We start from the raw sequence: 12,371 nt of genomic DNA, 5'->3' as shown, positions 1-12,371 counted from the left end.
TTTAATTTTTACTTACCCAAGTATTAATCCATTTAGCCAATAGCTCAACAAACTCTTTATCATCGTTTAAACAAGGAATTGTAGTAAATTCTTCGCCTCCCATTTCATGAAAAATCTCTTCGCCTTCCATAGCAATTTCTTCAAGAGTTTCTAGACAATCACTAACAAACGCTGGTGTAACAATAGCCATATTTTTAGTGCCTTGTTTTCCCATTCTTTCAATAGTTCGGTCAGTATAAGGTTGCAACCATGGGTCAAATCCTAATCTCGATTGAAACGATGTAGAGTAAGTACCTTCTTTAAGTTGTAATTTTTCAGCAACTAATCGTGTAACTTCCAAGCATTGATGTCTATAACAAAACTCATGCGCTTTTGATGGTGTAACACAACAGCTTCCATCAATTTTACAATGTGATTTTGTAACATCTCTTTTTCTAATATGACGTTCAGGAACACCATGATAAGAAAACAATATGTGTTCAGGGTTTTTATCTTTTAAATGAAATTGAATAGAGTTTGAAAGTACCTCAATATAATCTGGCTTATTGTAAAATGCAGGAACAGATTCAATCTTTAAATTTGGAAAAAATTCCTTTTGAAGTTCATCAACCAAAACCGTAATTGTTTCGGTAGTTGCCATTGCAAACTGAGGATACAAAGGAAATAGTAACACCTCATCAACACCTTTATCTACCAACTCTTGCAATCCTTTTTTTATAGTCATACTTCCATAACGCATTGCTAATGCAATAGGAATATCAGTATGCTGTTGAATTCCTTTTTGTAAACGTTCAGAAATTACAATAAGCGGAGAACCTTCTTCCCACCAAATCTTTTTGTAAGCAGCTGCTGATGCCTTTGGTCTTGTTTTTAAAATAATTCCTTTTACTAAAGCTGCTCTTGCAGGATAAGGAATATCAATAACACGTTCGTCCATTAAAAACTCACCCAAATACTTTTTTACATCTTTTGGGTTTGGACTATCAGGAGAACCTAGATTTACAAGTAAAACGCCTTTCATAAATCAATTTTAATTATTTAGCAATTGTGTTCTAACGGTTTCTGGAACAATTTTGTCCACTAACATTTTAAGTGCATCGTCATTGCCTAAAAACTTCCATCCTTGATATTGAGGATCGTTAATCGCATACATTGTTGCACTCATTTTTATAATTAACGACATAGTGTCTAAATCATCAGTAACATTATCTTCACCAAATTGGGTTTGCATGGTGGATTTCATAAACATTAAAAATCCTTTTTTGTCTTCTTGGGTTTGGTTGTCTTCGGTTAAGAAGGTCATTTTCATTTTACTATCATAAAAAACGGCTGCGTATGCAATATCATCCACTTCCATTTTATCTGAAATTTTAGTAATATCATTAGCCAAAAATTCAATACGCATATCTTTAGCGTTAAACATTTGTTCCATACCTAATTTCATTTGAGCTCTTGGAGCCATATCAAATATTTTTGGATACATGTAGTCTAAAACACCATCAAAATTTTGAGTTGTCATATTGTTGAAATACACATTGACTTCTTTGGTGATTACCTCTTTATGAGATTGAGAAAATGTTGAAAAAGATATAAGGTAAAAAAGGGCAAGCGTTAAAAAGTGCTTCATTATTAAATTTGTTTTTAGCAAAAATACGACAGTATTATTCAAGTTTTAGGTTAATGACATTAAATACTTTTTTGGAGTTGTTCCATACTTTTTCTTGAAAGCTGAAATAAAATGGCTTGCAGTACTGTACCCAACTTTAAGTCCTACTTCGTTAACATTATTGTTTCCTGACTCTAGTAGTTTTCTAGCAACTTCCATTTTATAATCAAATAAAAAACTAAAAACTGAATCGCCATAAATTTCTTTAAAACCTTCTTTTAGTTTCTTTAAGCTAAGTTGAATTTCATCAGCTAACTCTTGCAGTGTAGGAGGCTCTGTCATACGAGCAATAATGATATCTTTAGCCTTTCTAATTTTTATCACATTGGTTTCATCTACCAAAAATGGACATTGTTCAATATTTGCATCTTCACTTCTATTGAAATACAAACTTAAAAGTTCATAAGCTTTCCCTTTAAAGTAAAGGTTTTTGATTGACTTATTAAGGTTGTAATGAATAAGCTGAGTTAACACAACAGCCATTGATGGTGTAATTTTTCCATCTTTATAATACTTTTTATCCTTGTTATCATCACTTAGAAACGTAATATAATCGGCTTCTTGAGAAAACAAGCTATGGAATTTTTTAATAGAAATTAAAACCGAAACCAACCAACTATCAGGATTACTTTTAAGGTGAATAGGCAAATCGCGTTGTGGATTGTAAAGCAACAACGAGTTTTCATCTTTAATCTCTAAGGTGTAATTTCCGTTGTTAAAAATAAAATTACTTGAGCCTTTTAAACAAAAGTGAAATTGTATAAAACTACTATCTATTTCTCGCTCAAGTGTTTCAACCTCATCATTATTGTTTTGATAAGTAAGCACATAAAAATCTTTATCAATTTCAACTTCGTTAAAAGACCCTTTAGCGATATTTTTTATGGTATTAAAACTTGAATTCATTTTAATATTATTTAGATTGATTCTAAACTAAAAGCTTTAAAAGCGTTGTTAATTCTACAAAAATATGACAATTATCACATTTTATTAAAAAACTACGTTAAAAAACCACAAGCGATACTTATTGTTCTTTGAGCGTTATTTTTTTGTCGATGATACTTATATTTTTGTTTTCATATTTTTCCAAATAGATTTAATGGAATACAATAATAAATCAAAGACGACCTACTTTTATGCTATTGGCTTAAGCTACAAAAAGGCTGATGCTGAAATTAGAGGACATTTTAGCTTAGACGAACAAGGTAAACAAGCCTTGTATCAACAAGCTAAAATCAATGGAGTTGAAAGCTTAATAGTTATTTCTACATGTAACAGAACCGAAATTTACGGTTTTGCTGAACATCCATACCAATTAATAAAATTGCTTTGTGACAACACAAAAGGTACTGTTGAAGAGTTTCAAAACGTTGCCTATATCTACAAAAACACCGAAGCTATTTCTCATATTTTTAGAGTAGGTTGTGGACTGGACAGTCAAATCCTTGGTGATTTTGAAATTATAAGCCAATTAAAAGTTAGCGCAAAATCTGCTAAAAAAGAAGGTTTGCTTAACGCCTATTTAGAGCGTTTGGTAAATGCAGTAATACAAGCCAGTAAACGTATTAAGACCGAAACTGATATTTCATCAGGAGCAACATCGGTTTCTTTTGCTTCAGTTCAATATATTTTGAATAATGTAAGTGATATTTCAAACAAAAACATATTGCTTTTTGGAACAGGAAAAATAGGTAGAAATACTTGCGAAAACCTCATTAAACATACCAAAAACGAGCACATTACATTAATTAACCGAACAAAAACCAAAGCCGAAGAAGTTGCTGGAAAGTTTAATGTGTTGGTTAAGGATTATGCTAATCTTCAAGAAGAAATAAACGCATCTGACATATTAATTGTAGCAACAGGAGCACAAAACCCAACGGTTGATAAACACTTAATACAAAGTAAAAAACCTTTGTTAGTTTTAGATTTATCTATCCCAAAGAATGTTGACAGTAATGTAAAAGACTTGAGCAACATTACATTAATACACCTCGACGATTTATCTCAAATTACTGACGAAACGCTTGAAAAGCGAAAAGGTCAAGTTCCTTATGCCGAAACCATTATTGAAGAGATTAAAATTGAATTCAATAATTGGCTAGAGACAAGAAAATTTGCACCAACCATAAAAGCATTAAAACACAAGCTCAACGATTTTAAAATTGCTGAACTAGATTCGCAACGTAAAAAATTAGTCGATTTTAATGAAGCACAAGCTGAACTCATCAGCAACAATATTATTCAAAAAATAACCAATCATTTTGCACATCATTTAAAAGATGATGGCATTTCTACCATTGAAAGCCTTGAATTAATTAAAAAAGTATTTCAGTTAGAAGAACCTTCAAAAAACCATGTCTAAACTCATTAGAATTGGAACTCGCGATAGTGAACTTGCACTGTGGCAAGCCAAAACTGTACAACAACAACTAGAACAATTAGGACACAAAACTGTACTTGTTCCTGTAAAGTCAACTGGCGACTTAGTGCTTGACAAACCATTGTATGAGCTAGGAATCACTGGTGTTTTCACTAAAACATTGGACATTGCTATGCTTAATGGAGATATTGACATTGCTGTTCATTCTCTAAAAGATGTACCAACAATTTTACCTAATGGTATTGTACAAGCTGCTGTTTTAAAACGTGGTAATACTAAAGATCTTTTGGTATTTAAAAACAACGAAGAGTTTTTATCACAAAGAGAAGGTGTTATCGCAACAGGAAGTTTACGCAGAAGAGCGCAATGGCTTAACCGCTATCCAACTCACAACGTTGTAGATTTAAGAGGAAATGTAAATTTAAGACTTCAAAAACTTGAAGACAACGATTGGAATGGAGCCATTTTTGCTGCTGCAGGATTAGGACGATTAGGGATAAGACCTGAAACTTCAATCAATCTAGACTGGATGATACCAGCTCCAGCACAAGGTGCTATAATGGTAGTTGCATTGGACGATGACGAAGAAACTAAAGCCATTTGCCAACAAATAAACCACGAAGATACTGAAATATGCACCACTATTGAACGTCAGTTTTTAAGACTACTAGAAGGTGGTTGCTCTGCTCCAATTGGCGCATTAGCAGTTATCAAAAACGAAGAAGTTCATTTTAAAGGTGTATTGTTAAGTCCTGACGGAAGCAAAAAAATTGAAGTTTCACGTTCAGAAAAATTAGGCAACCATCATGACATTGCACAATATGCAAGCGATTATATTATTGAGCGTGGTGGCAAACGTCTTATGGATGATATTAAACATTCAGGCAAACCTACAAACATCTATTCTACCAAGTCTTTAACCGAAGACCAGCGTTTTCTGTTTAATGAAAATTTAGTGGTTGAAAGCAACGATGCTATTAAAATTAGCTTAAATAGAATTCCGCCTACTGTTTTAAAATCACCAATAGAAAACGTGATTATCACTAGTAAAAATGCAGTAGAAGCTATTTTAACCAATTGTCCAGCTGAAGAATTAAAATTTAAAAACATTTATTGTGTTGGTCGTCGTACCAAGCGATTAATAGAGCAAAGAATAGGAAAAGTTACCCATTCTGAAAAGAATGCTAAAGCTTTAGCTGAATATATGGTTGAATTTATGGATGGCACTGAAGCTACATTTTTTTGTAGTGACATAAGACTTGAAGATTTACCAAATATTTTAAACGAGCACCAAATAAAACTTAACGAAGTTGAAGCCTACCAAACAAAATACGATGCTTTAAAAGTTGATAAAGCTATTGAAAGTGTCATGTTTTATAGCCCTTCAACAGTAGAGAGTTTTGTACAGCAAAACAACACTGAAGTTGTTGCGTTTTGCATTGGAGAAACCACAGCTAAAGAAGCACAAAAGCATTTTAAAGATGTTCGTGTTGCAAAAGTACCAACTGTTGAAAGCGTTATTGAATTGGTGAATGAATATTTCCTGCGAAAGCAGAAACCTTAAAACATAAAGTTACAATTAAACTAAATTCCTGACAATCCAGGAATAACATAAATATGGAAAACAACATTAATAAGATACCTTCTTCCGAAGGTATTCGCAACGATTTATTCTTAAGAGCATTAAAAGGAGAAACTGTTAACCGTCCTCCTGTATGGATGATGCGTCAAGCAGGGCGTTATCTTCCTGAATTTATGGAAATAAAAGCTAAGTACGACTTCTTTACACGTTGCCAAACACCTGAGTTAGCAAGTGAAATTACCGTACAGCCTATACGCAGATATGGTATGGACGCTGCCATTTTGTTTTCAGATATTTTGGTTATTCCTCAAGCTATGAACATCGAGGTACAAATGAAACCTAATTTTGGTCCGTATTTACCTAATCCGGTTCGCTCTCAAAAAGATGTCGATAATGTTATTGTTCCTGACGTAACCACTGCATTAGATTATGTTTACCAAGCTATAAAAGCCACCAAAGAAAAGTTAAACAATGAGATTCCTTTAATAGGTTTTGCGGGTTCTCCTTGGACCATTTTATGTTATTGTGTACAAGGTCAAGGCAGCAAAAATTTTGATAAAGCTAAAGAGTTTTGTTTTACCAATCCTATTGCTGCGCATCAATTACTTCAAAAAATTACCGACACTACTATTGCTTATTTAAAAGAAAAGGTAAAAGCAGGTTGTAATGCAGTTCAAGTATTTGATTCTTGGGGAGGCATGTTGTCTCCTGTAGATTATCAAGAATTTTCATGGCAATATATTCAACAAATTATTGACGCGTTAAAAGACGATGCTCCTGTTATTGCCTTCGGAAAAGGTTGTTGGTTTGCGCTTAATGAAATGTCAAAATCTGGTGCTTCGGCTTTAGGAGTAGACTGGACATGTTCTGCTAAAAATGCACGCTACCTAACAGGTGGAAATATTACACTACAAGGAAATTTTGATCCTTCAAGATTATTGTCTCCTCCTGCTGAAATTAAAAAAATGGTGCATCAAATGATAAATGAGTTTGGAAAGGATAAATATATCGTAAATTTAGGTCATGGTATACTACCAAACATTCCTTTAGATAATGCTAAAGCGTTTGTTGATGCAGTAAAAGAGTATCATGTTTAAAAACATAGCAAAAGGCATACAAGCATACTTTGGAGCTTTGGGTTTAATTTCAAAACTTAAGCTCTGGAAGTATTTTGCTATTCCTATGGCTATTAGCTTATTTACAGCAATAGTTATAGGACTTTCTGCTTATGGGCTTTCTGATAATTTAGGGTTTTACATCTCAAAAATTTGGGTTTGGGATTGGGGAAAAGAAACTTTTACTACAATTAGTAATGTTATAGGTGGTCTTACTATTATTATTTTAGGGCTTATTTTATACAAGCATATTATTATGGCATTGTCTGCGCCTTTTATGAGTCCTGTGTCTGAAAAAATTGAAGCTTACTTACTAAATATTGAAGAGCATTCTCATAGAAACACTTCGTTTAAGGAGCAACTGTGGAGAGGTATTAGAATTAACCTCAGAAACCTATGTATGGAGCTCTTACTTACCATTCCTATTCTTCTTATAAGTTTTATTCCTGTAATAGGGTTCTTGTCTAGTATTATATTGTTTTTAGTACAAGCCTACTATGCTGGATTTGGAAACATGGACTATACCTTAGAACGTCATTTTAAATATGCCGAAAGTTTACGTTTTGTTCGTAAAAATAGAGGTGTTGCCATAGGTAATGGTATTGTGTTTATGCTGTTTTTGTTAATTCCTGTTTTGGGAGTTATTTTGGTATTACCGTTTTCGGTTACAGCAGCTTCAAAAGAGACCGTTTCTATTTTAAAAGCCAATAATCATATTTCATCAAACGCTTAAAAATGGTATTGGTTACTGACATATTTCGATTAGAAACGTTACAACCCTCAGACGCTTCAAACTTAAGCCGATTAATGATTTCTAACGGAAAACGATTTCAAAAGTATTTACCAATAACACTATCTCAGAATATTTCTGAAGACGCTTCAAAAGACTATATCAAAAAAAAGAATAGTGAAATACAGAATAAAACCGAATTCACTTTTGCCATAAAAGATAAAGACTCTAATGCTATTGCTGGCTTAGTGATTTTAAAACACTTGGATTATCAATCTAAATTAGGTGAATTCGCATATTGCTTAGGAAGCAAATATTCTGGTAATGGCTGGATGACCAAAAGCATTAAAGCAGTAACAAATTTTGCCTTTTCAGAATTACAATTAAACACGTTGCAAATAGTAGTACATAAAACTAATACCGAAAGTGTAAATGTCGCTGAGCGTTCTGGATTTACTTGGGTTAAAACCTTACCAAAAGAGTATGTTTCTGGGAAATCTACTCTAGATATGGAACTTTATGAATTGCATAAAGAAGCCTTTTAAAACAATAATCATGAAAGATAAATTCTATCAATATATACAAGATTTACAAAACACTATCACGTCAAAACTCGAGACTATTGATGGTGTTGCTCAATTTAAAGAAGACCTTTGGAAACGACCTGAAGGTGGTGGTGGACGTACTCGTGTTATTGAAAATGGAGCTGTTTTTGAAAAAGGAGGTGTAAATATTTCTGCTGTTCATGGTGCTTTACCTGAGAGCATGCAAAACTATTTTGGCGTAAAAGATGCCGACTTTTTTGCTTGTGGATTGAGTTTAGTGCTTCACCCAAAAAATCCAATGGTTCCAACGGTTCATGCCAATTGGCGATACTTTGAAATGTATGACCAAAACGGAAACATTGTTGACCAATGGTTTGGTGGCGGACAAGATTTAACACCATACTATCTCTTTGAGGAAGACGCAAAACATTTTCACCAAACTTGTAAAACGGCTTGCGACAAACACAATGCAGAGTTTTACCCAAACTACAAAGCACGATGTGATGAATATTTTTACAACACACATCGTAACGAAGCACGTGGTATTGGTGGGTTATTCTTTGATTATTGCAAAGCAACAGATGAAATGAGCATGGAAAATTGGTATGATTTTGTAACCGAAGTTGGCAATAGCTTTTTAGAAGCTTACGTTCCAATTGTTGAAAAACGCAAGCAGCTACCATACACTGAAACTCAAAGAAATTGGCAAGAAATAAGACGTGGTCGTTATGTAGAGTTTAATTTGGTGCACGATAAAGGCACGTTGTTTGGACTAAAAACAAATGGTCGTATTGAAAGTATCTTAATGAGCTTACCACCTCATGTGCAATGGATTTATGACCATCATCCTGAAACAGGAAGTGAAGAAGAAAAACTAATTAAAGTATTACAAAACCCTAAAAATTGGGTTTAAAGAGCTTACAACTTAAAACTTATACTTATGTTCCCACTAAGAAGAAACCGAAGACTTAGAACCAACGAAGCTATTCGAAGCCTAGTTAGAGAAACTATAATTTCACCAAATGATTTTTTAGTACCACTTTTTGTGGTTGAAGGTAAAGGTGTAAAAGAAGAAATTGCTTCTATGCCAAATTACTTTCGGTATAGTTTAGACCTTTTGGAAAACGAGGTTAAAGAACTGTGGCGTTTAGGCTTAAAATCGGTATTGTTGTTTGTAAAAGTTCCTGACAACCTTAAAGACAACAAAGGTACGGAAGCGTTAAACCCTAACGGACTTATGCAACGCGCTATAAAAACAGTTAAAAACGCTTGTCCAGACATGCTGGTAATGACTGATGTTGCTTTAGACCCTTATTCTGTTTATGGACATGATGGTATAATTGAAAACGGTGTTATTCTTAATGATGAAACTGCTGATGTTTTAGCTGAAATGAGCTTATCACACGCTGAAGCAGGCGCAAATTTTGTAGCACCAAGCGACATGATGGATGGTCGTATTTTAACCATTCGCGAAGCTTTAGAAGATAATGGGTTTACAGATACTGGGATTATGAGTTATTCTGCTAAATATGCTTCGGCATTTTATGGACCATTTCGTGATGCTTTAGATTCTGCTCCTGTTGATATTCAAAATATTCCAAAAGACAAAAAAACCTATCAAATGGATCCTGCTAACCGTTTTGAAGCCATTAGAGAAACCGAAATGGATATTGATGAAGGTGCTGATATTGTTATGATAAAACCAGGTTTATGTTATTTGGATATTGTTCGCGAAATCAAAAATGAAGTGGATGTTCCTGTAGCTGTATATCAGGTTTCTGGTGAATATGCTATGCTTAAAGCTGCTGCTGAAAAAGGCTGGTTAGACCACGATGCTGTTATGATGGAGCAAATTACTGCCATAAAACGCGCTGGTGCTGATGTTATTGCGTCTTATTTTGCTAAGGATGTTGTGAAAATTTTGAATAAGTAATATTATTCTTTTGAAAATATAGCTTTACCTAGTTTTCTGTATTCAGCTTCTTGCATGAGTTCGCCTTCAACTGGTTCTTCTATAATTTCATATTCATTGTTTTCTAAATCGATGCTTGTGGCTTTAATTAAAAACCTATTTCGTTTTGCTTCCAAAACCAATCCAGGTAAACCATTAATTCCTTGTGGTCCATGTTTTACATTAAGTTCAGGAGCATACCATACTTCAAGTTTAGAGTCTTCTGATACAGCTTTATAACAAACATATCCTAAAATTTCCTTAGTCTCTTTTGTGAGTTCCCAAGGCTTTTCTTCGTATTTAATACGCTTACGCTCAAAATACACATCTTTCTGTGAAATATTCCAATCCCTACTCCAATCGGTATAGTATAACGATTCTCCTCCTGCAAAAATCCAAGTTAAGTTTAAGTTAGCCTTTGAAATAGTTATTTGACCATCAGAAGTATTCCATCCAGGAATTTCAATTTTAGGCTCTACAGAGTACAACGCAATACTATCGTTAAATACTAAATATGCTTCAACAGGATGCGACCCATGAATGAGTTGTAATGCGTCATATTTAGCTTGGTCTTTTATGTCTTCAGTAGGCTTTTTAATACTGTCCTTATTCATAGTAGCCAAATAGGTAATCTTTCCTTTGGTTTGAGATACTATTGCTCCTGAAGTCAAAAACAATAAAATATAAAACAGGTTTTTCATACTTCAATTTATGAAAAATAATTTAACCCTTAATTTAAATATTCTATTTCGTAACTTCGCATTAATCAAACTAAAACACACTAATGGGTTTACTCATACTTTACGCTCTCGTATCTATTTTCTTTTCCTTTTTATGTTCAATACTAGAAGCTGTGCTTTTAAGTGTAACACCAACGTTTATTAATATTAAAAAGAAAGAAGGCAAAGCCTATGCGCTTACTTTAGAAACCTTTAAAAAAGATGTTGACAAGCCACTTATTGCCATACTTACACTTAATACTATTGCGCATACTGTAGGTGCAATTTTAGTTGGTGTACAAGCCAAAGTTGCTTATGCCGAACTCTACGGAAGCAACCCTAGTACTGCTTTTGGACTTACAATTACCGAAGATGTTATGGTTGGTATTGTATCTTCTATAATGACGGTTTTAATTCTTGTAGCTTCTGAAATTATACCAAAAACCATTGGTGCAACTTACTGGAAACAACTTGCAAACTTTACCGCAAAAGCTTTAAACGTTTTAATTTTTCCATTAAAATGGACAGGAATTTTATGGTTATTACAACTTACCACAAAACTTATTGGTGGCAAAGGTCATGGTAGTGTTTTAAGTAGAGAAGGTTTTCTTGCAATGACTGATATTGCGCACGAAGAAGGTGTTTTTCATGAATCTGAAAGTAAAGTAATTAGAAATCTTTTGACCTTTAAAAACGTAATGGCAAAAGATGTAATGACGCCTAGAACTGTGATTAAAACAGAAAATGAAAACACAACTATCTCGTCTTTTTTTGCTGAAAACCATAACATTCGCTTTTCAAGAATTCCAGTATACACTAACGATCCTGATAATATTACAGGATTAGTTTTAAAGGACGATGTCTTTAAAGAAATGGCCTTTGATAATGGCGACAAAAAGCTGTCTGACATTAAACGAAACATTATTATAGTGGGTCGCAGCCTACCAATTCCTGATCTTTTTGAAAAGCTTATTGAAAGTAAAAACCATATGGCATTGGTAGTTGATGAATATGGAAGTGTAAGTGGTTTAGTAACCCAAGAAGATGTTATTGAAACTTTACTTGGTTTAGAAATAATGGACGAAAGCGATAATGTTCCTGACCTACAATTACTTGCAAGAAAAAGTTGGGAAACAAGAGCAAAACATCTTGGACTTTTTGAAGATACTAAAGACGACAACCAATAATGGAAGCCTGTATCATCAAAACACCTTTGGGTTACACCAAAATAACTGGTGATAATGATGGTATTGCAAGTGTAACGGTTTTAAATTCTGAAGAGCAAATCTCTGATATTATTCCTGAGTCTTTAGAAGACTGCGTGTATCAACTCAACGAATATTTTGAAGGCAAACGACAAGTTTTTGATTTAAACTTAAATCCTCAAGGTACCGATTTTCAAAAAACAGTTTGGGAAGCTCTTTTAACTATTCCGTACGGAAAAACGATGTCTTACCTTGAACTTTCAAAACAACTTGGAGACGTCAAAGCCATTAGAGCTGTGGCTAATGCTAACGGTAAAAATCCGTTATGGATTATTGTTCCATGTCACCGAATTATAGGAACTGATGGTAGTTTAACAGGTTATGCTGGAGGACTTCATAGAAAACAATGGCTTTTAGAACACGAAAGTCCTTATAAACAACAATCGTTATTTTAAATTTTTAGTTATATTTAATT

At 33.6% G+C, this 12,371-nt stretch carries 13 protein-coding genes; 9 read left to right on the top strand and 4 right to left on the bottom strand.

Annotation, left to right across the window (positions count from 1 at the left end; translation table 11 throughout):
• Position 1: 1 nt before the first annotated feature.
• Genes hemH through A8975_RS01255 form a run of 3 tightly spaced genes read right to left on the bottom strand, consistent with a single transcriptional unit; the run spans position 2 to position 2,572 of the window.
• Positions 2-1,021 carry a ferrochelatase gene (gene hemH, locus A8975_RS01265; RefSeq protein ID WP_131506311.1) on the bottom strand — a complete coding sequence of 340 codons (1,020 nt, stop codon included), beginning with the start codon at positions 1,019-1,021 and terminating at the stop codon, positions 2-4.
• 9 nt (positions 1,022-1,030) lie between these two features.
• Positions 1,031-1,627 carry a hypothetical protein gene (locus A8975_RS01260; protein WP_129759696.1) on the bottom strand — a complete coding sequence of 199 codons (597 nt, stop codon included), beginning with the start codon at positions 1,625-1,627 and terminating at the stop codon, positions 1,031-1,033.
• Positions 1,628-1,672: 45 nt separating this feature from the next.
• Positions 1,673-2,572: a helix-turn-helix transcriptional regulator gene (locus A8975_RS01255; protein WP_129759697.1), complete on the bottom strand. Its 900-nt coding sequence runs from the start codon at positions 2,570-2,572 to the stop codon at positions 1,673-1,675.
• A gap of 193 nt (positions 2,573-2,765) precedes the next feature.
• Here A8975_RS01255 and hemA point away from each other — a divergent pair, with 193 nt between their 5' ends.
• The 7 genes from hemA to hemB are packed head-to-tail and all read left to right on the top strand — an operon-like array spanning position 2,766 to position 9,954.
• Positions 2,766-4,031 (top strand): glutamyl-tRNA reductase, encoded by a 1,266-nt coding sequence (hemA, locus tag A8975_RS01250; protein WP_131506313.1) that lies wholly within the window; start codon positions 2,766-2,768, stop codon positions 4,029-4,031.
• Entirely contained in the window at positions 4,024-5,613 is a 1,590-nt protein-coding gene (gene hemC / locus A8975_RS01245) for a hydroxymethylbilane synthase (RefSeq protein ID WP_134198399.1), read from the top strand. The genes hemA and hemC overlap by 8 nt, the downstream gene beginning before the upstream one ends.
• Positions 5,614-5,666: 53 nt before the next feature.
• Entirely contained in the window at positions 5,667-6,728 is a 1,062-nt protein-coding gene (gene hemE, locus A8975_RS01240; RefSeq protein WP_134198398.1) for a uroporphyrinogen decarboxylase, read from the top strand.
• A complete protein-coding gene (locus tag A8975_RS01235; protein ID WP_134198397.1) occupies positions 6,721-7,479 on the top strand; it encodes an EI24 domain-containing protein in 759 nt (252 codons plus the stop codon). The genes hemE and A8975_RS01235 overlap by 8 nt, the downstream gene beginning before the upstream one ends.
• Positions 7,480-7,481: 2 nt before the next feature.
• A complete protein-coding gene (locus tag A8975_RS01230) occupies positions 7,482-8,021 on the top strand; it encodes a GNAT family N-acetyltransferase (RefSeq protein WP_134198396.1) in 540 nt (179 codons plus the stop codon).
• A gap of 10 nt (positions 8,022-8,031) precedes the next feature.
• On the top strand, positions 8,032-8,934 hold the full coding sequence (gene hemF, locus A8975_RS01225; RefSeq protein WP_134198395.1) for an oxygen-dependent coproporphyrinogen oxidase: 903 nt from the start codon (positions 8,032-8,034) through the stop codon (positions 8,932-8,934).
• Positions 8,935-8,961: 27 nt separating this feature from the next.
• A complete protein-coding gene (gene hemB, locus A8975_RS01220; protein WP_134198394.1) occupies positions 8,962-9,954 on the top strand; it encodes a porphobilinogen synthase in 993 nt (330 codons plus the stop codon).
• Between the two features lie 2 nt (positions 9,955-9,956).
• Here the strand turns inward: hemB and A8975_RS01215 are convergent, their stop codons facing one another.
• On the bottom strand, positions 9,957-10,673 hold the full coding sequence (locus tag A8975_RS01215; RefSeq protein WP_134198393.1) for a GLPGLI family protein: 717 nt from the start codon (positions 10,671-10,673) through the stop codon (positions 9,957-9,959).
• A gap of 83 nt (positions 10,674-10,756) precedes the next feature.
• On the opposite strand from A8975_RS01215, the gene A8975_RS01210 reads away from it, so the two are divergent.
• The gene (locus tag A8975_RS01210) at positions 10,757-11,878 is read left to right on the top strand and encodes a CNNM domain-containing protein (RefSeq protein WP_134198392.1); all 1,122 of its coding nucleotides are present in this window, start codon (positions 10,757-10,759) and stop codon (positions 11,876-11,878) included.
• The gene (locus A8975_RS01205; RefSeq protein WP_134198391.1) at positions 11,878-12,351 is read left to right on the top strand and encodes a methylated-DNA--[protein]-cysteine S-methyltransferase; all 474 of its coding nucleotides are present in this window, start codon (positions 11,878-11,880) and stop codon (positions 12,349-12,351) included. The genes A8975_RS01210 and A8975_RS01205 overlap by 1 nt, the downstream gene beginning before the upstream one ends.
• The last annotated feature ends 20 nt before the right edge of the window (positions 12,352-12,371 follow it).

It is taken from the genome of Meridianimaribacter flavus (assembly GCF_004366715.1).
GTDB classification, from domain to species: Bacteria; Bacteroidota; Bacteroidia; order Flavobacteriales; family Flavobacteriaceae; genus Gaetbulibacter_B; species Gaetbulibacter_B jejuensis.
This window is presented reverse-complemented; position numbering and strand designations above follow the sequence as displayed.